17 protein-coding genes, 1 tRNA gene and 4 pseudogenes are annotated in these 18,886 nt (G+C 66.7%); 11 read left to right on the forward strand and 11 right to left on the reverse strand.

Annotated features, from left to right (window positions below):
- Together FQ389_RS20760 and FQ389_RS20765 are read left to right on the forward strand one after the other, a co-directional pair.
- On the forward strand, positions 1–268 hold a 268-nt coding region (locus FQ389_RS20760; RefSeq protein WP_260860838.1), incomplete at its 5' end, for a hypothetical protein.
- Positions 269–345: 77 nt separating this feature from the next.
- Positions 346–678, forward strand: a pseudogene (locus FQ389_RS20765) (hypothetical protein).
- A gap of 74 nt (positions 679–752) precedes the next feature.
- Here the strand turns inward: FQ389_RS20765 and FQ389_RS15595 are convergent.
- Positions 753–2,735, reverse strand: coding sequence for a TPM domain-containing protein (locus FQ389_RS15595; protein ID WP_144209306.1), 1,983 nt, complete (start codon positions 2,733–2,735; stop codon positions 753–755).
- Between the two features lie 120 nt (positions 2,736–2,855).
- Between FQ389_RS15595 and FQ389_RS15600 the strand changes: the two genes are divergently transcribed.
- The 3 genes from FQ389_RS15600 to dnaG are packed head-to-tail and all read left to right on the forward strand — an operon-like array spanning position 2,856 to position 6,762.
- Positions 2,856–4,136, forward strand: a complete 1,281-nt coding sequence (locus tag FQ389_RS15600; RefSeq protein WP_144209330.1) for a deoxyguanosinetriphosphate triphosphohydrolase — start codon at positions 2,856–2,858, stop codon at positions 4,134–4,136.
- A 41-nt stretch (positions 4,137–4,177) separates the two neighbouring features.
- A complete protein-coding gene (gene sodC, locus FQ389_RS15605) occupies positions 4,178–4,786 on the forward strand; it encodes a superoxide dismutase[Cu-Zn] (protein WP_144209309.1) in 609 nt (202 codons plus the stop codon).
- 50 nt (positions 4,787–4,836) lie between these two features.
- Complete coding sequence (gene dnaG, locus FQ389_RS15610) at positions 4,837–6,762, forward strand: DNA primase (protein WP_144209312.1); 1,926 nt, start codon at positions 4,837–4,839, stop codon at positions 6,760–6,762.
- Here the strand turns inward: dnaG and FQ389_RS15615 are convergent.
- Complete coding sequence (locus FQ389_RS15615; RefSeq protein ID WP_144209332.1) at positions 6,737–7,015, reverse strand: hypothetical protein; 279 nt, start codon at positions 7,013–7,015, stop codon at positions 6,737–6,739. The two genes, dnaG and FQ389_RS15615, sit on opposite strands and share 26 nt — an antisense overlap.
- 172 nt (positions 7,016–7,187) lie before the next feature.
- Here FQ389_RS15615 and FQ389_RS15620 point away from each other — a divergent pair.
- Positions 7,188–7,260 (forward strand) — tRNA-Asn (locus tag FQ389_RS15620).
- A gap of 125 nt (positions 7,261–7,385) precedes the next feature.
- Positions 7,386–7,733, forward strand: coding sequence for a DUF3349 domain-containing protein (locus FQ389_RS15625; protein WP_144209335.1), 348 nt, complete (start codon positions 7,386–7,388; stop codon positions 7,731–7,733).
- Here FQ389_RS15625 and arr read toward each other — a convergent pair.
- The 6 genes and pseudogenes from arr to FQ389_RS15650 all read right to left on the reverse strand — a co-directional run.
- Positions 7,656–8,084, reverse strand: a complete 429-nt coding sequence (gene arr / locus FQ389_RS15630) for an NAD(+)--rifampin ADP-ribosyltransferase (protein ID WP_144209315.1) — start codon at positions 8,082–8,084, stop codon at positions 7,656–7,658. The two genes, FQ389_RS15625 and arr, sit on opposite strands and share 78 nt — an antisense overlap.
- A 70-nt stretch (positions 8,085–8,154) precedes the next feature.
- A complete protein-coding gene (cysE, locus tag FQ389_RS15635) occupies positions 8,155–8,835 on the reverse strand; it encodes a serine O-acetyltransferase (protein WP_144209318.1) in 681 nt (226 codons plus the stop codon).
- Between the two features lie 2 nt (positions 8,836–8,837).
- Entirely contained in the window at positions 8,838–9,770 is a 933-nt protein-coding gene (cysK, locus tag FQ389_RS15640; RefSeq protein WP_144209321.1) for a cysteine synthase A, read from the reverse strand.
- On the reverse strand, positions 9,757–10,047 hold the full coding sequence (locus FQ389_RS20770; protein WP_260860839.1) for a hypothetical protein: 291 nt from the start codon (positions 10,045–10,047) through the stop codon (positions 9,757–9,759). The genes cysK and FQ389_RS20770 overlap by 14 nt, the downstream gene beginning before the upstream one ends.
- Positions 10,048–10,376: 329 nt before the next feature.
- Positions 10,377–10,910, reverse strand: coding sequence for a TQXA domain-containing protein (locus tag FQ389_RS20775; RefSeq protein ID WP_260860840.1), 534 nt, complete (start codon positions 10,908–10,910; stop codon positions 10,377–10,379).
- A gap of 597 nt (positions 10,911–11,507) precedes the next feature.
- Positions 11,508–12,203, reverse strand: a pseudogene (locus FQ389_RS15650) (molybdopterin-dependent oxidoreductase); the annotation flags it as partial.
- Positions 12,204–12,540: 337 nt separating this feature from the next.
- Here FQ389_RS15650 and FQ389_RS15655 point away from each other — a divergent pair.
- A complete protein-coding gene (locus FQ389_RS15655; protein WP_407662919.1) occupies positions 12,541–13,008 on the forward strand; it encodes an LppP/LprE family lipoprotein in 468 nt (155 codons plus the stop codon).
- A 91-nt stretch (positions 13,009–13,099) separates the two neighbouring features.
- Positions 13,100–13,544 (forward strand): annotated as a pseudogene (locus tag FQ389_RS21480) (MFS transporter); the annotation flags it as partial.
- Between the two features lie 208 nt (positions 13,545–13,752).
- Here FQ389_RS21480 and FQ389_RS15665 read toward each other — a convergent pair.
- Positions 13,753–15,488: pseudogene (locus FQ389_RS15665) on the reverse strand (acyl-CoA dehydrogenase family protein).
- A gap of 105 nt (positions 15,489–15,593) precedes the next feature.
- Between FQ389_RS15665 and FQ389_RS15670 the strand changes: the two are divergent.
- The gene (locus tag FQ389_RS15670; protein ID WP_186296469.1) at positions 15,594–16,316 is read left to right on the forward strand and encodes a VIT1/CCC1 transporter family protein; all 723 of its coding nucleotides are present in this window, start codon (positions 15,594–15,596) and stop codon (positions 16,314–16,316) included.
- Positions 16,317–16,439: 123 nt separating this feature from the next.
- The gene (locus FQ389_RS15675; protein ID WP_186296471.1) at positions 16,440–17,117 is read left to right on the forward strand and encodes an esterase-like activity of phytase family protein; all 678 of its coding nucleotides are present in this window, start codon (positions 16,440–16,442) and stop codon (positions 17,115–17,117) included.
- Here FQ389_RS15675 and FQ389_RS20785 read toward each other — a convergent pair.
- A complete protein-coding gene (locus FQ389_RS20785; protein WP_260860842.1) occupies positions 17,041–17,811 on the reverse strand; it encodes an ABC transporter permease in 771 nt (256 codons plus the stop codon). The two genes, FQ389_RS15675 and FQ389_RS20785, sit on opposite strands and share 77 nt — an antisense overlap.
- Positions 17,812–17,875: 64 nt before the next feature.
- The coding region (locus FQ389_RS20790; protein ID WP_260860843.1) for an ATP-binding cassette domain-containing protein at positions 17,876–18,886 on the reverse strand (1,011 nt) is incomplete at its 5' end.

The following is an 18,886-nucleotide window of genomic DNA, read 5'->3' on the forward strand; positions in this document are numbered from 1 at the left end:
TCCGCGGCGGGAGCACCGCGGCGCGGCGCACGGCCCTCGTCGGCGCCCGCGGGTTTGCACGTCCAGTCTGCTGTCGAGCAACGTGTTTCGTACGCATGCCGGACGGGTGCGACGGCGCCTCCCGGCGGGTTGGGTGTACGCCGCGCCGCGCGAGCACCCCCGGGGCGACGGCGTCGCGACCGCGCAGCCGCTGCGCATCCCGGAATTTTTGGAGATTAGCGCGAACGAAAACCGAAGATTTCCAACAATTTCCTTAGATTTCGCTTAGTGTGAACAACACTCAGTGGCGATATGCGCGCAGGTGGGGTCTGTGTGAACAGAGTTTCGGGTGTGGAAGGGGGCATCATGCTTTTGCCTATTGGTTCACCCCTGCCCGACGATTCGGTGTCGGCGGTTCGGGGTGAGTCGGGCATGCTCGGTCGCTTGGCGGTTCCGCTCAGTTGGGGCGTGGCCGTACCGCCGGATGACTACGATCATTGGGCGCCCGATCGGGACGAGCGTTCGGCTGCCGATGGCCACGGGACCGACGACCGACGGTCCTGCAGAGGCGGCTGCCTACGGCGTGAGTGAAAAGTAAGGACTGGGAGTGGTTGGAGCGAGTGGGCCGGCGAAGCCGAACCCCGCTTCGAAGTGGCGCGGCCCAAAGGCGTGGTACCGCATTCTCCCGCGGCTGGTTGAGGCCCGGGTAAGACAGCGCAATTTCGACGGCAGGGCTTACCGAAGCGTCGGTGCGCCCATTCTGCTGTCCTCACTCAGAATCGTCCGCCGCCGCCTAGAAAGCCACCCCCGAAGCCGCCGCCGGACGAGTTGGATGAGCCGCCGAACGACGTCGGGCTCCAGCCGCCGAACCCGCCCAGCATCCCTCCGCTGAGCAGGTCGCCGATGATAATTCCGCCGATCAGCGCGCCCGCATCGCTGTCGCCGCGCCGAGTGTAGGCTTGCTCCGCGGCGACCACGTCGGCGTTGGCCCGCGATTGAGCGTTGGCCGCCAGTGTGGACGCCGCGTTCGCGTGGGCGATCGCCTCGGCCGGGTTCGTCGACCGTTTGGCCCGGGCGGCGTCCAGATGGCGCTGGGCCTCGGCGAGCCGCGTGCGCGCGTCGGGTCCGATGCTGCCGCGCCGGGTGTCGACGTAGTCCGAAACGCCGCGCACCCGCGACTCGGCGGTGAACAACGCCTGGTCCAGCGCCCGGCGCAGCCGGTCGGCGTCGGCCCGCTCCTTGGCCACCGTGGTCAGCAGCCGGTTGAGGTCGGCGGCGGACTTGGCCAGCTGGGCGAAGGTGCCCAGCGGATCGGCCGATCCGGCATCGGCGTTGCTGACGGCGCTGCTGGCGGCGTCGCGGGCGGCGGTGAGCTCGTCGCGGTGGGCGGACCCGGCGTCCAGCGTTTGGAGTTGCTCGGTGGCGTGCGCGATGGCCGACCCGAGGTCGGCGATCAGCGACGGCAACGTCGCCACGGCATGGCGGATGTCGTTGGCCGCGTTGTCCACGGAATCGAGCAGGGCGCGGGCCTGCCCGAGCGCCGACTCGGTGGCACGCACCGCGTCGACCAGACCGCCCTGCTGCCCGCTGACCGGGGTGGCGGCCAACGCTCGCGCCGAGCCGATGGTGCGGTCGGCGAACGCCAGCCGCTCCTTGGCGGTGCCGATGTTGTTCGACACCGAAGACATTGCGGCAGAGCCGAATTCGGTGTTCAGGTCAGAGAGTCGTTGTTCGGCCGGTCGGATCCGGGCGGTGAGTTCGACCAGCTGCTGGGTGAGCGCGTCAAGTCGGGTTTCGGCGTTGACCACCAGATCCCGCAGCTGCTCGAACGCCTCGGTCTGCGCGTCCAATTCGCGATCGGCGCTGGCCGCCGCGACGATCACCTGGGTCAGCAGCTGGCGCCGCTGTGCCGGCAGCTCCGGAATAGCGTCGTCGAGCTGTTGGCGCACCGTAAATGCTTGGGCAAGAGCAATTTTTGCATTGTTGACCGCACGCGTGAACGGCTCGGTGCGGTCGGGGCCGAACTCGTCGATCGCCAACGCAAGCTCGTTGGCGCTGGTGCGGACCGCGTTGTCGACGTCCACCACCATCGCGTGGGATAGGTCGTCGAGGACATCGAGCGGCACCGCGGCCAGCGCGGTCGGGTTGGTGGGGGCGACGCGCCGCGCGGCGGCCAATTGGGCGGCGCGGCGCCGCCGGCCGCAATAACGCATGACGAGAATCAGCACCACTAGCGCGATGACGATCGCGGCGAGCGCGGCCAGCAGCCACACTGGGCTCGACGAACCAGGCGTCGTATTAAGTCCGTCCGCCGCGGCGATCGCGGCGCCGCTCCAGTCGCCGTCCCGCAGCGCGGATTCGATCCGGTTCTGGCGCAGGTCGTCGACCTGGTTGCTTGTCACGCCCTTCACCCCGGCCGGCACCAGAAAGGCATACGCGCGTCCGGTCGTGCTGACCGCCAGCAGCGCGTCGTAGGTGCCCAAGTCGCTTTCGTGGATGGTACCCTGCGCCCAGCTGACCGCGTTCTGGCCGGAGAAATCGTCGACATAGACCACCCACAACCGGATATGGCGGTCGTTGTAGAGCCTGTCGACGGCGGAGTTCACCGCGGCACGTCCGGTGGGCGACAGGGCGTCCGCGTTGTCGGTGACATACTCGGGCAGCCGGAACGGCGGCTGCGCGCTCGCCGTCGGTGCCAGCAGCACACCGGTGATGAGCATGGTCAAGACCACGCCGAAAAGTCGGGCAGTACGCATAGGTCAATCTAACTCCGCGGCTACGTGGGGCGGCGGTGCACGCGAGTTGTGCCGCGGCATGCGGCGGAGGCATTCGGTTCCGCGCATTCCCTGGCAGACTGTGCTGCGATGACTACCAAGGTGAGCATGAACCCGCACGACCCATACGACGACTTCGACCGTCAACGACTGGTAGTCGAAGCGCCGAAGACCGCGGGTCTGCCGGGCACCGAGGGACAGCAACACCGCACCGACTTCGCCCGCGACCGGGCGCGCGTCTTGCACAGCACCGCGTTGCGCCGGTTGGCGGACAAAACCCAGGTCGTCGGGCCGCATGAAGGCGACACGCCGCGCACCCGCCTCACCCACTCGCTGGAAGTCGCGCAGATCGGCCGCGGCATGGCGATCGGGCTGGGCTGTGATCTCGACCTGGTTGAGTTGGCGGGGCTGGCGCACGACATCGGTCATCCGCCCTACGGGCACAACGGTGAGCGCGCACTCGACGAGCTCGCCGACCAGTACGGCGGCTTCGAGGGAAATGCGCAAAACTTCCGGATCCTCACCAGCATTGAACCCAAAGTCCTTGATGAGCAAGGCAATAGCGCGGGCCTGAACCTCACCCGCGCCTCGCTGGACGCGGTCACGAAGTACCCGTGGCCACGCGGTGACGAATGCGGCGGGAGGCGGTGGAAGTTCGGGTTCTACGAGGCGGACCGCGAGGCCGCGGTTTGGATGCGCGCCGGCGCGCCCGTGCACCGAATGTGCTTGGAAGCTCAGGTGATGGACTGGGCTGACGACATCGCCTACTCGGTGCACGACGTCGAGGACGGGGTGATGTCGGGCCGCATCGATCTGCGGGTGCTTGCAGACGACGATGAGGCGGCCGCGCTGGCCAAGCTGGGCGAAAGTGAGTTTTCCCGGGTCAGCGCGGACGATTTCCTGGCCGCCGCCCGCCGATTGTCGGAGCTGCCGGTGGTCGCCGACGTCGGGAAATACGACGCCACGCTGGCAGCGGCGGTCGCGCTCAAGCGGTTGACCAGCGAGCTGGTGGGCAGGTTCGCCTCGGCCGCTATCGCGACCACCCGCGCCGCGGCCGGGCCCGGGCCGCTGGTGCGCTTCCAGGCCGATCTACAGGTGCCTGATCTGGTGCGCGCCGAGGTCGCCCTGCTGAAGATCCTGGCGCTGCAGTTCATCATGTCCGACCCGCGGCATCTGGAAACCCAGGCCCGGCAGCGCGAACGCATCCATCGGGTGGCGCAGCGGCTGTACGCCGGCGCGCCGGGAACGTTGGACCCGGTCTTCGCGGCGGCATTCACCGTCGCCGCCGACGATGGCGCGCGGCGGCGGGTCGTCATCGACCAGATCGCATCGTTCACCGAGGGTCGGCTGGAGCGCATCGACACCCAATCCGCAGGGACCTGAGGACGGTTCCGTTCCGGGCGGCGCACGCTAGGCTGCGGGACATGAACAGAAACACCGCTGTTGCCGCCCTGTTCTTGTCAATCCCGATCGTGGCCGCGGGCGCGTGCAGCTCACCGCAGCACGCCAGCACCCAATCCGGCACCACCCCGCCCGTCGCGAGCGGCGCCCCGGCGTCGTCGGCGACCTCCAGCCCCGCTCCCAGCGGCCAAGCCCTCACCGCCACGCTCAAAGCCCCAGACGGCCGGCAGGTGGCCACCGCCACCTTCGGCTTCGCCAACGGCTACGCCACCGTCACCGTGAAGACCGACACCCCCGGCGTCCTGGCGCCCGGCCTGCACGGGATGCACGTGCATGCGATCGGCAAGTGCGAGCCGAATTCGGTTGCCCCGACCGGCGGTCCGCCCGGGAACTTCCTGTCGGCGGGTGACCACTACCAGGCACCCGGACACACCGGAAAACCCGAAAGCGGTGACCTGTCGACGCTCGAGGTGCGCCAGGACGGCTCGGCGTACCTGGTGACCACCACCGACGCGTTCACTAGGGACGACCTGCTGGCCGGAAACAAGACCGCGATCATGATCCACGGTGCCCAGGACACCGACATGGCGATGGAGCGCGTCGCCTGCGGAGTGATCGGACCGGCCAGCTGAGCTGAACGGTTTGATGGGAAGCGCCTTTGCCACCGTCCTAGACTGTGCCGATGGCTGGCCGGATCTCCGATCGTGACATCGCGGCCATTCGTGAACGCGCCCGCATCGAGGACGTGGTGGGCGACTACGTCCAGCTGCGACGCGCGGGTGCGGACTCGCTGAAGGGCTTGTGCCCCTTTCACAACGAGAAGTCGCCGTCGTTTCATGTCCGCCCCAACCACGGGCACTTCCACTGCTTCGGCTGCGGCGAGGGTGGCGACGTGTACGCCTTCATCCAGAAGATCGAACATGTCAGCTTCGTGGAAGCGGTCGAACTGCTCGCCGACCGGATCGGGTACACGATCACCTACACGGGGGCCGCTGCCACCAATGTGCAGCGCGACCGCGGCAGCCGCAGCCGGCTGATCGCCGCCAACGTGGCGGCGGCGGAGTTCTACGCGGCGGCACTGGAATCCGACGAGGCCGCGCCGGCCCGCCAATATCTGGCGGAGCGCAACTTCGACGCCGAGGCCGCGCGCCAGTTCGGTTGCGGGTTCGCCCCGTCAGGTTGGGAAACGCTGACAAAACACTTGCAGCGCAAGGGCTTCGAGTTCAAAGAACTGGAAGCCGCCGGCCTGTCCCGCGAGGGGCGGCGCGGACCGATGGACCGCTTTCACCGCAGGCTGCTCTGGCCCATCCGCTCCTCGGTCGGTGAAGTGATCGGCTTCGGGGCGCGGCGGTTGTTCGACGACGACCCGATGGAAGCCAAATACGTCAACACCCCCGAGACACTGCTCTACAAGAAGTCGTCGGTGATGTTCGGGATCGATCTGGCCAAGCGCGACATCGCCCGGGGACACCAGGCGGTCGTCGTCGAGGGCTACACCGATGTGATGGCGATGCACCTGGCCGGGGTCACGACAGCGGTCGCGTCGTGCGGCACGGCGTTCGGCGACGAGCATCTGGCAATGCTGCGCCGGCTGATGATGGACGACAGCTTCTTTCGCGGCGAACTGATCTACGTTTTCGACGGTGACGCGGCGGGCCGTGCGTCCGCGCTGAAGGCCTTCGGCGGGGAGCAGAACTTGGCCGGCCAGTCGTTCGTCGCGGTCGCCCCGGACGGGATGGATCCGTGCGACCTGCGGCTGAAGGCCGGCGACGCCGCGCTGCGCGATCTGGTGGCGCGGCGAACCCCGTTGTTCGAGTTCGCCATTCGCACCGCGCTCGCCGAGTTCGATCTGGACAGCGCCGAGGGCCGGGTGACGTCACTGCGCCGCTGCGTGCCGATGGTGGCCCAGATCAAGGACCCCACGCTGCGTGAGGAGTACGCGCGCCAGCTCGCCGGCTGGGTGGGCTGGGACGATGTCGCCCAGGTCATCGACCGGGTGCGGGGCGAGGCGAAGAAGTCCAGGGATCCGGCGGCTCGCGGCGGCGCCGCGCCGGCTTCGCGGCGGCGCGGCGCCCCGACGCCCGGCGACAACGCGCACGCGGATCGGGCCGGCCGCCCCGATCCGCGTGACCCGACGCTGTGGCCGCAGCGCGAGGCGCTCAAGTCGGCGTTGCAGTACCCGGCGTTCGCCGGGCCGGTCTTCGACACGCTGACCGTGGAAAGCTTCACCCACCCGGGGTACGCGGCGGTGCGCGCGGCCATCGAGGCGGCCGGCGGCACGAGGACCGGCGTCACCGGCGCCCAATGGATCGAGGTGGTGCGCCGGCAGACCACCTCCGAGCTGACTGCCGGTCTGATCAGCGAGCTCGGGGTGGAGGCCGTCGCTGTCGAGGACGAGAAGCTGCCCCGCTATATCGCCGGGGTGCTGGCCCGGCTGCAGGAGGTCTGGATGGGCCGGCAGATCGCGGAGGTCAAGTCCAAGTTGCAGCGCATGTCACCCATCGAGCAGGGCGATGAATATCACGCGCTGTTCGGCGACCTGGTCGCCATGGAGGCTTACCGGCGCAGCCTGCTTGAACAGGCTAGCGGCGACGATCTGACGGCGTGAGCGCTTCGTCGGGCGCCCGCTCGACCTCGCGGTGCATCACCGCGGTCTCGTCGTCGATCTCGGTCAGCGTGACAAACCCCGCGTCCGGGGAGATCCGATTCGCGATCCTGCGCCGCCCGCCTTCGATCAACGACTGGGCCACGGGGCTGCTGGTCAGCGCGCGATACGTGGCAGCCAGCTGCTCATACCGGCGGCGTCCAGCTTTCGAGCCCAGCACGTATCCCAGCCCGAGCACGACGACATATCGGATCAAAGTGTCCCTCCCCACGACGATGCGGATGGATCCATCCTGCCTCACGCGATCGATTGTGCGCGCCCCCGATCGGTCCGGCGGCATCGACAGCTGGCCCTGAAGTTGGGCGCGGGTATGCCAGTACGTTAGAGTCGTCCAGCGATCCGCGCCAGAGTTCGCGTGGACGAGTTGGTCCCCTGTAGCTCAATTGGCAGAGCATTCGGCTGTTAACCGAAGGGTTGGTGGTTCGAGTCCACCCGGGGGAGCAGGGAACGGCGTAGCGCACTGGTGCTCGCGGTGCGTCACCAATGGGGGCTCGGCAACGATGGTTTGACGATCAGCACGCGCGGAAAACGCGGCCGGCCAGTTGCCCTTGAGCGGCCTGGTGAACATGTTCGACGCGGTCATCTGCGCCGGCTATCCACGGGGAGTGCCCCGCGCTGACCACCTGCCGCTGCTGGCGCTGCTGCGCCGCCGCTTGCCCGACAACGCGGCGGCCGCGGTGGCCGCCCGGCTGGACATCAATGCCGCCGCTATCTGCGCAGCCCATCGCCCCGGTCGCCGACCAACCGCCGGCGGCGGCCGATCTGGAGCGCGTGCAGCACCGACTCGCCGCGATCATCGAATTGGCCCGACAGCCCGCCTGATTGGCGTTCGGCCGTTAATCGTCGATGACGGCCAGTCCGTGCCGCACGAGGTCGGCCAGGCTGCACCGCATGGCTTGCAGCTGTTCGGGTGAGTGCCCGACCCAGTCGGTGATCTCGCCGACGATGCGCACCGGCTTGCGGGTGCGGTAGGAGCGCGCGGGATTGCCGGGAAACTTCTTGCCGGTCACGTTCGGGTCGTCCTCGAGCGCACCCGTGGGTTCCACGATGTAGATGCGGCCCCGGCCTGGTCCGTCGGCCAGCTCGGCGCCCCACACCGCCGCATCCAACGTGCGTGTCACGTACACGTGGTTGGCGATGCGGCCCGCGCCGAAGTTGGACCGGCGGCCGGGCACCATCAGCTCACCCACCGCCAGGTTGGCCTTGGTGCCGTGCAGCAGCACGCCCGACTCGTGCACTTCGAAGGGCTTCGGCGTCCTCGCCACGGTAGTAGCCCGTCAACCACGTTAAAAAGCTTGATTGCCATGGCTTTTCCTACACCGGGCCGGCGAGCGGTCAGATGGAGAAGTCCTCGCCGTGCCAGACCCCGGCCTCGGGTGGCCGGATCACCCGGCCGTTTTGTGGGCTGCCGCTCTGTGCCTCCAGCCTTGCCACCCGGGTGAGCAAGGACTGCAGGCTGACGCCCACCAGGTCGGGCAGTGAATCGTCTTCGCCGGCGGGTCCGGACCGGCTGACGATCTGACCGGGCACCCCAACGACCACGCTGCTCGACGGAACCTCTTTTACCACAACGGCATTGGCGCCGATACGGCTGTCGTCGCCGATCTTGATCGGCCCGAGGACCTTGGCCCCGGCGCCGATGATCACGCGGTGGCCGACGGTGGGATGACGTTTGCCGGGGTCGGTGCTGATGCCGCCGAGCGTCACACCGTGGTAAATTGTGACGTCGTCACCGATTTCGGCGGTCTCGCCGATCACCACGCCGGTTGCATGGTCGATGAACAGGCCGTTGCCGAGCACCGCGCCGGGGTGTATTTCGACCCCGGTGGTGATCCGGGTCAATTCCGCGGCCACCCGTGCGGTGACGCGAAAACCACGGTTCCACAGCCAACGGCTGATCCGGTGCCCCCAGATGGCGTGCACACCGGGGTAGGCGAAAATCACCTGCAGCACCGTCGGCCGGGCCGGATCTCGATCCATCGCCGCCCGAATGTCCCGCCGGATCGCTGCCAGCATGGTTAGCCCGCCACGTCGTCGAGTAGCGGTGTGCTCAAATACCGTTCGCCGAAGTCGGGGAGCACCACCACGATGAGCTTTCCGGCGTTCTCGGGCCGGCGGGCCACCTGTAGGGAGGCCACCACGGCCGCACCCGAGGAGACGCCGACCAGCAGTCCTTCTTCGCGGGCCAGCCGGCGCGCCTGGTTGATCGACTCCTCGTTGCCGACTGTGATCACCTCGTCGACCAAATCCAGGTCGAGCACCGGCGGGATGAACCCGGCCCCGATGCCCTGGATCGGGTGCGGACCCTTCTGGCCGCCGGACAGCACCGGCGACGCGGCCGGCTCCACCGCCACGAATTGCACTGAGGGCTTGCGTTCCTTGATGACCTGGGCGACGCCGGTGATGGTTCCCCCGGTGCCGACGCCCGAGACGAAAAAGTCGATCTTCCCGTTGGTGTCCCGCCACACCTCTTCGGCGGTGGTCCTGCGGTGAATCGCGGGATTGGCTGGGTTCTCGAACTGTTGGGGGATGAAATAGCGCTGATCGGTTTTGGCCAGTTCTTCCGCCTTGGCGATGGCGCCAGGCATCCCGTCCGGGCCGGGGGTCAGCACCAGTTCGGCCCCCAGCGCGCGCAGCAGCTTGCGCCGCTCGATGCTCATGGTCTCCGGCATGGTCAGCACCACCCGATAGCCTCGGGCGGCGGCGACCATCGCCAGCGCGATCCCGGTGTTGCCGCTCGTCGGCTCCAGGATTGTGGTGTCCGGCTTGATCAGACCCGCTTCCTCGGCCGCGTCGATCAAAGCCACTCCGAGGCGGTCTTTCACGCTGGCGGCGGGGTTGAAAAACTCTAGCTTGGCGACGACGTCGGCGCCGGCTCCGTCGGTGACCCGGTTCAACCGGACCAGCGGGGTGTTTCCGATCAGTTGCGTGATGTTCTCAGCGATGGTCACAGTCGCCATTCCAGCGAATGTCGAACTGGATTGCAACGTCGGCGGTGACCGCCAGGGCGACGGGGGTGAACTGTTCGGGCGCGTCGGGCGCCACGCCGGCCAGCACCCGGCCGGCCAGTCGGCGCGATGGGCTCGCGGTCACCGTTGTCGCCGAGGCGCCCGGTGCGGGACGGATGTAGAAGTCGGTGCCAAGGCGGATCGTCCCCTCGACGGGGAAGCCGTCGGCATCGATCAGGGCGTGACCGTCGGCGACGTTTAGCGACAACGGGGTTCGCACCTGGAACGGACCGATCAGCTCGGGTCCGGCGACGGCCTGGCTGTCGACGAGCGTGACATCGTCGGTTTTCGGTTCGGGTCGCAGAGCCGCACCGCAGCGCCCCGGACAGCAGGTAGTTGTACAGGCGCACGATGCGGTCGGCGTTGCGGTAGTGCCGCACGCCGGTCAGCCAGAAGTGCACATGACCGATCTCGGGTGTTGCGACGGCTTCCGTTTCGGCGACGAGGCGGTAAAACCGTGTAGCCGCGTCCCCGGGTGGCCGTGACTGCTGCTCAACAAGGTACTGCCGACGCCCAGCGCGCTGGTAGCGCCCATTGTCGGGTCCGTGGTTAGCTGGGATCCGGAAACGTCTTGCCAGTCAACACCATTAGCGGATTTTGCAGACGCATGGTGACGGCGCTGTCGGAATCGGTCCGCGCCGAATAACCGCCGAGTTGCGGACGGCCGTCGAATTCGAAGGTGATCACCAGCCCCGGGGTTCGGTGCACGACAACCGGTACGTGCAACGGCTGGGTGTCCAGCGTCAGGCCGCTGGTCAAATACCAGATTGCGGCCTGGGTGGCCGCAATGGCTTCATGCTCTCCGATATTGCTGGCTCCCAATGGGTAGCCTGCAGCACGCAGCCGCCCGCTCAACTCGGCGGTCGTATTCATCGGATAGGAGTGGCGCAAAATCCAATCCATTTCGGCTTCATAGTCGCGCTTGCGGAGATGATCGAGCGCCGACCAGGTGCCCAGCTGATAACGCGACGGCAAATGGGGCGCGATGCCGCTGAAATTCAACGAGTAGGCGCACAGGCTTGGATGCAGCCGGATCAGGTCTGTGCGTGCGGTGCTGCCGTCGCTGAACACGATCTCCTCCACGGTGTGGGAGTACGTGCCGCCGCGATAACGTGTCATCTGGGGCAGGTCGGTGGCGGGCCGGGCCCACGATGCGCGGCTGGGTGATCACCGGCGCCAGTGGGCGGCCCGATAGGGACGAAACGGTCATGAATGGTTGTTCTTCCTACACGATTTCGGCTGGGCGCGCCTCGATACGCACGGGCGCAGCCCACTAGCGACAAAAACGCGACGCTCAGAACGTCTGAATTTGGCCGTCAGGAATCAACAACAGCGACAACAGTCACGGCAAGGCAGCGCGAAAGGATCAGGCCTGTGCGGCGTGGTGCATGCGACCACTATTAGGGCACACTATTAGGGCAAGATTCTCGGTGAGCTTCTCGGCTGACAACGGCGGACAACCATAGATAAAATCTCGCTGAGTCTTACACTTGCCCTGGAGCGGCGCGGCACCCTCGGACTGAAAGTTCTGTTTGTACTCTGGCTCCATTATCCGCCCAGCGATTCGACGACGGAAGGATCAAGATGACAGCAGCCAGCTCGTCGGCTCAAAATTGAGTCCCAGGCACTCGGAGATCTCGGTGCCAGGCAGCTTGCGAACGCCACTAAGACCGTTCCGCAGCTTTCGACGATCTGCTGCAGCAGCCCATTGAGCAGGGCGAGGTCGGTGCCGGAGGAGATCTGCAGGAAGAGATCGGCCTTCTCCGCGGTCGCGGTGCGGCGCGGGTCGACGACGATGAGCTTGGCGCCGGCGTTGACGCGATCCATCATACGCAGGAACAGGATCGGGTGGCAGTCGACCATGTTGTCCCCGATGAAGAAGACGTCGGCCTGGTCGAAATCCTGGTAGGAGCTGGGCGGTCGGTCCGCGCCCAGCGACAGCTTGTAGCCAGACCCCGCATTGGCCATGCATAGTCGCGAGTTGGACTCGATCTGGTTGGTGCGGATGAACCCCTTGGTCAGCTTGTTGGCCAGGTACTGCGCCTCGAGCGACATCTGCCCCGACAAGTACAGCGCGAACGCATCCGAACCATGCTTGTCGCATGATAGCCCGCAATTGTTTGCTGATCGCGCGATCGCCGCATCGATGTCGATCTGCTCGAGGGACGCACCTCGTTCGTTTCGCCAATAGGCCGAATCCAGCCGGCCCGGCGCAGCGAGCATGTCGGCGGTAGTTGTGCCCTTGGTGCACAGCTGGCCAAGGTTGGCCGGGTGACTCTTGTTACCAACACATTTCGCGACATGACGGCGGTCGCTTTGCGAATCGGTTGTGACCTGCAACACCATGCCGCAGCCGACGCCGCAGTAGGCGCACATGCTGTTCACGGTTCCCTCACCGTGCTCGCAACCACGCCTACGTACCTCGTTTCGAGCGCGCGAAGTCTCCTGCGCTAAATGGTGGGACAAAGAAGTTTCGGCACCAGGCGCCCGATGTTTCCACCGTTTTACGGCTTCCTCTCACCGGATCCAGATGCAAATGTGAAGTGTCTATAAAATCTCGCTCCCCAACGAGTAACCGCAGGTCAACGTTGGTCTTCGGTTAAGCCCAGATTACCCGCGCCCGGTTCGGAATTGACCCCCAGCAACGAGGTTCGGACCAAACAAATGGCACTTTCACAGTTTTCGCTAAGCTCACAATGTGCGCCGTCAGTTTGTGATTTTCCTGGTTTTGCTGGTCACGGGTTGCGGCGGTAAACCGGCCGCAACACTGGGGTCACACGCCGACACCTGCAAGGAGTCCGACGGCCCCACCGCGGACACCGTGCGACAGGCGATTTCGGCGGTTCCCATTCAGGTTCCTGGCTCCAGCTGGGTCGAGATTGCCCGCGGGCACACCAAGAAGTGCCGACTGTTCTGGGTGCAGATCATCCCGACAATCGCCAGCGAGTCGACCCCTCAGCAGTTGCTGTTCTTCGACCACAACCGGTCGTTGGGCACACCCACGCCAAATCCCAAGTCGTACATCACCGTGCTACCCCCGGGCGACGATACGGTCACGGTTCAATACCAATGGCAGACTGGCGGCGAAGAACCCTGTTGTCCCAAGGGAATCGGCAAGGTTAAGTTCCAGATCGGGCAGGATGGCAAGTTGCAGGCGCTCGGCAAGATTCCGCATCAATAGGATTACCGCACATCATGTTCCGACTTTCCGCTATCTTCGGCCCGGCCATTGCTTAGGTCACGTCCACCTCTCACATTGGGACGCAGAGGATTTGGTGTCCTGGGTAAGCCGGCGGTAAGACCATCGCGCGTCGCAACCTGGTCTGGTCGTCGGTAATCGTGCATCTGGGTTATGCGATCTGGTCGCTGTGGCCAGTGACGGCGCTGTTCATGCCGAGGGAGGTGTACGGCTTATCCGCGGGCGACAAGCTGCTGCTCGGCACGACGGCCACGTTGGTCGGGGCCTGCCTGCGGCCGACCTATGCCGTGGCGACCGCGATCTTCGGCGGACGCAACCTGGCCATGTTCTCGGCTTTCGTCCTGGTGGTTCCGGTGATCGGGGCGATGCTGCTGTTGGCTCACCCCGGACTTCCGTTGTGGCCGTATCTGGTCTGTGCGGCGCTGTCCGGCCTGGCGGCGGCAACTTCGCGGCCTCGGCGAGCAACGCGAACTCCTTACTATCCGCACCGCCTTAAAGGGGCCGCGCTGGGGGTGGCCGAGGTTGCTGTCCGATGTCGTCATCGGTTTGGTCGCCGGGGTCGGCTCGCCGGGTGGTGTCGGGATCAACCTGGCGCTACGGCAGTCTTACGTCAGCACCTGCACCATGACGTCGGCGTTTTGGATCTTCTTGTCGTTCTATGTTTTGCCGCCGTGTTGACCAGGCCAGGTATGTGCGGTCGGTCTCCGGTAACCGCGTCGGAGTAGCTCAGTCTGGCAGATTTTCCGGGTGCAGCATCTCGGCATAGCGCAGGGGCTCTGGAATGCCGAAACTGTCGACCAGCGTCTGGGCGTGCGGGCGAAGGGCCTGGCACCGGTCGTTGATCCCGCGGGTGACGGCCTTGGCCCGCTGGGTGGACAGGTAACCGTGCTCGATGTACCAGGCCTTGTCCTCTTCGATCACCGTCAACGCATACAGGTCGCAGACGATCTCCAAAAGCTCACGCGCTTCGTCGTTTTCACACGCGTCGATGCCGGCGACGAACGCCTCCAACACGATCCGGTCGATGTGGGCGCTGGCGGCGTGCAGCACGTGATCCTGCACGGCGTTGAACGCGTCGAATTCCGACATCTCTTTGGATTTACCCTGTAGGCGCCTGGCGACCGAGGACAGCAGGTATTCCTCGCGCTCTTCGAACATGTTCACCTGGGTGCCCCGGTTGAACAGGCTGCCCTCTTCCTCGCTGTCCTGGCGGGCGTCGATGATCCGTTGCATAATCGCCTCGGCCGCAGTGCGTTTCATCACCCGCTCACCGCCCATGCTGGCCGCGAACCGCACCCAGTCGACTGGGCTCATGCTCTTGATGTTGTCGGCGTACGCGGTGAGCAGCTCTTTGGCCACCAACAGGGTCAGCACATGGTTGTTGCCCTCGAATGTGGTGAAAACGTCGGTGTCCGCCCGCAGGGCGATCAGCCGGTTCTCCGCCATACAGGCCCAACACCTGGCACGCTTCAGCCCTGCCGCCCGCGATTCTAGCTCCCGCTGTTCCTCGGCGTCGGGGAAGTCCGACGTCTGCAGGTCGTGACACTTGGCGACCAGCTCGTTCTGCGCGGACTGCAGCGCGTACGACTTGGCGATTAGCGGGAACAGCCGTCGCTGGTGCACCAGGTAGTCCATGATCAGCACTTCCCGGCCCTCGTCGCCGGGCGCGCTGGATTGCCTGCGCTGCGAAGCATATCGAGTGGCGATGTCCAATGCGACGCGCGCGGCGCTACCCGCGCTGCCGCCGACGGTGACCCGGCCGCGGATCAGGGTGCCCAGCATGGTGACGAACCGGCGGTTCGGGTTGTCGATCGGCGAGCTGTACGTGCCGTCCGGGGGCGACGTCACCGTACTTGTTCAGCAGATTCTCCCGCCGCACCCGGACGCGATCGAACACGATGCGGCCGTTGTCGACACCGGGCAGGCCACCTTTGTATTCGCAGCCGACGTCGTGACTCTCGGCAGGTCGTTGCCGTCCTCGTCGCGGATCGGCACCAGCACGCAATGCACGCCGTGGTTGACCAGCTTGCCGTCCACGCTGGTGATCAGCCGGGCGAAAACCGCTGCCATGGTCGCGGTTTCGGCGGCGCCGCCGATGTACTCCTTGCGAGCCGTCGGGGTTGGGGAGTCGATGATGAACTCTTGGGTTTCGGGATCGTAAGTGGCGGTGGTCTCCAGCGACTGCACGTCGCTGCCGTGGCCGGTTTCGGTCATCGCGAAGCAGCCGCGCAACTCGAGGCTGATGATCTTGGGCACGTAGGTCTCGTGGTGGCGTTCGGTGCCGAGGTTTCTCCACGGGCACCGCCGCACAGGCCCCACTGCACCCCGGCCTTCACCATCAGCGACAGATCCGACATAGCCAGCTCCTCGCTCATCGCGGCGCGTATCCGGTTCTTCACGTCGCGCCAGCGTCCGTCCAGGGTGTTGCGCACTCGCTCGGCAATGTTTGTGTCAGGCGCCATGACCGACGGTAACCCGCCGGCGTCGTACGGAACAACCTGGGATGTCTCGATCGGGTGCCGACGTCGTCGGTGCGCCCGCGACCAGATCGCGCTTAGATGGGCCTCATGTCCAAGCCCTGCACCCCACCCCAGGACCCGGCCGACGACGTCGGCCATACCCATCCGGACGTCAGCGGGGGGTGGCTGCGCGCGGCCACCTTCGGTGCTATGGACGGCCTGGTCAGCAACACCGCCCTGATCGCCGGCGTCGCCGCCGGCGAAAGCGCCCACATGACGCTGGTCAGCGGCATCGCCGGTTTGCTCGCCGGGGCGTTCTCGATGGCGCTGGGGGAGTACTCGTCGGTGACCACCGCCAACGAGCAGGTCGAGTCGGAAGCGTACGTGGAACGGCGGGCACTGCGCAGCCGTCCGCAGGCCGAGCGGGCCGAGCTGGTCAAGATGCTCATCGGGATGGGCATGAGCGAGCAGACGGCCGAGATGGCCACCGACGAAATTCACCGGGACGAGAACCGGGCGGTCAGTTTCCATCTCGTCCAGGAGATCGGATTGGACCCGACGGAGACGCCCTCGCCCCGGTTGGCCGCCATCGCGTCGTTTGCGATGTTTGCGATCGGGGCGGTCATTCCGCTGATCCCTTACCTTCTCGGCTATGGGTCGTTGCTCGTCGGTGTGTCGTGCGGGGCGGTCGGCTTGCTGATCGCGGGCGGTCTGACCGCACGCTATACCCGTAAACCGGTGTGGTGGGCGGCGGGTCGGCAGCTGCTGTTCGGCGGCGTCGCCGTCGCCGTGACGTATCTGGTCGGTCTGCTCGTCGCGGCAGTGATGTGATACGGGTGCGACTGCGGGCGTTATGCGCACTGTGCCTGGCCTGGTTGCTCGCCGGATGTGACGCGCAGCCCGTATCGCCTCGGCCGAGCACGCCGAGGCCGGTGCGAGCCTAATCTCGGCCAGGTGCAGGTCGCGTTCGGTGCCACGTTCGACGGCACGGTGTTCGGCGGCTTGTCCGTCCTGAGCTACGACACGGGCCGGCAGCAGTATTACGTGATCAGCGACGATCGCTCAGCGAAAAACCTCGCCCGGCTCTACACCGCGCAATTGTCGTTGTCGGACAAGGGAATCGGTCGGGTCAACTTCACCGGGACACACCCGCTTCTGGACCGGTCCGGTCTGCCGTTTCGGCCGTTTACGCTGAACACCACGCCGCCGGTGATCCCGCCCAACCCCCAGGGCATCGCCTTTGATCCGGCCCGGCAACGGCTCTTCTGGTGTTCGGAGGGCGAACGGCCGACTCAGGGCGCGGCGCTGCTGGACCCGTGGGTCAGGGTTGCCGGGCTGGACGGCTCTTATCAGGGCCAGCTCGCGCTGCCGGCCGATCTGGACATGTCGGCGCAGCCGACCGGCCTGCAAAGAAACCGAGCACTGGAGGGGTGGCACACACCCCCGACGGGCAGTCCGTGTTCGCCGCGATGGAGGACCCGGGCTGCAACGACGGGTCGGAGACCGGCGACGCGCACCGGGTTCGTCAGCGACAACAACTTCTTACCCCGGCAAGTCACTCAGTTCCTGCTGTTCGCGATGCAGTGGCGGCGGGTTTTCGCGCGACGGCGCCCGCAGCCGGTACCGGGGTGAACCCGGCCCACAGCAGGCCGAACACCGCGAGGACAGTCATGTCGAACACCCACCAGCCAGCATAGTGTGTCCACACCAGGATGTCCTCGGCTTCGGGATCGACCCGGTGGAGGTCGATGGTCGAGGCGGTGGTCGTGAAACCCCACTGGGCCGGGATGAACCAGGACATCTGGTCGTAGCCCCAGTCGCCCGACAGAGTGATCAAGCCGCCCGCAAAGAGCGTTGACGCCGGGACCACCGGCACGACCAGCGGCACCACTTCTTTCAGGGACCTGCCCAACGTCGAGACTGCGAGTCCGACGATCGCCGAGACGACGGCGGTCAGAGCGACGCCGGCATACAGCTCGGCGGTGGCGTTGTGCAGTAAGACGGCGCCGTGTGCGGGCGGGCCCTTGATGGCGATGACAATGCCGAACAGGACGGCGCTCAGGACTGCCGCGGCCACGCCGAAGAAGACGATCTTGGCCAGCATGTAGGCGGTGACCGAGAGCCCGACGGCCTGGTCGTGACGGAAGATGCGCCGCTTGCCGACCAGGTCGCGGGCGGTCAGCGCGATGCCGAGGATCACCGCGCCGAAGTTGAGCGCGCCCAGGATCTCCACCGCTTCGTGCACGTTGTCGCTGGTCGCGCTGGCCCGGGCCAAACCGGATTCGCCGGGAATCAGCAAGGCCAGTGCTGCCAGCGCGAACGGCAACGCCAGCAGGAACAGGACATTAAAGGGGATCGGCGACGAACAATCGCAGCTGGCGACGCAGCACTCACCCGAATTGCCGCGTCAGGCTCGGCGATGGCGGCGGTGGCCACGGCGCCGAGGCCGTTGACGGGGTCGTCGGGCCGGTGGCCTGTTGCCGGGCCGCATGCGCGCGGTGCGTACCTTCGGGATCGGCGCTGACACGCGAGACGGCCTCGGCCCGGTCGGCAATGCCCATCGCCGACTCCAGCTGCAGCGGCGGCCCGGCAAATGCCAAGGTGCCCGCGGGCGTGAGCAGCAACACCTGAGCGCACATGTCGAGGTGGGGCAGCGACGTGGTCGCCACCATCACGACGCAGCCGAGGTCGGCCTGGCTTCGCAGCACGGCCATCACCTGTGCTTCCTGCGCGGCATCCAGTCCGGCACCCGGCTCGTCGACGACCAGCACCGTCGGTCGGGTGAGCAGCCCGAGCGCGATCGACGTGCACCGGTGTAGCTCCTCGGGCGACAGTTTGGTTATCCGGGCGCCGCGGTGCGGCGTCAGCTCGAGCTCTTCGAGCACCTGGTCGACGACGCGGCCACGATGGTCGGCGATGGTGTCGGGTGGCAGTCGCAGTTCGGCGGCGTAGTGCAGGGCCCGCTCGACGGTCAGCCGGCGATGCAGCAGTTGGTCATCGCGCGGGACGATGCCGATGCGGGTGCGCATGGCAGCGGGTTCGGCGTAGACGTCGTGGCCGTCCACGGTCACCCGGCCGGCGCTGGGGGTCCGGGCGCCCGCGATCATCATGAGCAGCGCCGCGTTGCGGGCAGCCAATGGTCCGGCGACCGCGGTGAGCGAGCCGAGACGCGCCGTGAACGACACCTCCGAGAGCACAGCGTGTTCTCCCGCGGTAAGGCCGAGCCGGTAAGCATTGACCCCGGCGGTCCGGGCGCCGGGCTGTAGCGGCAATCGGTGGGTGGTGCTGGGCTCGTCGGTGCTGGCGGGCGGCCGGTCCCGGAAGGCTGGGGGGGGGCGGGTGGTCAGGCCGTTCGGGGGGGGGCGCTGGGGGGGGGGTGGTTTTTGGTGTGGGCGGGGGGG

The sequence above is a fragment of the Mycobacterium tilburgii genome, from assembly GCF_902168065.1.
Classification (GTDB): Bacteria; Actinomycetota; Actinomycetes; order Mycobacteriales; family Mycobacteriaceae; genus Mycobacterium; species Mycobacterium tilburgii.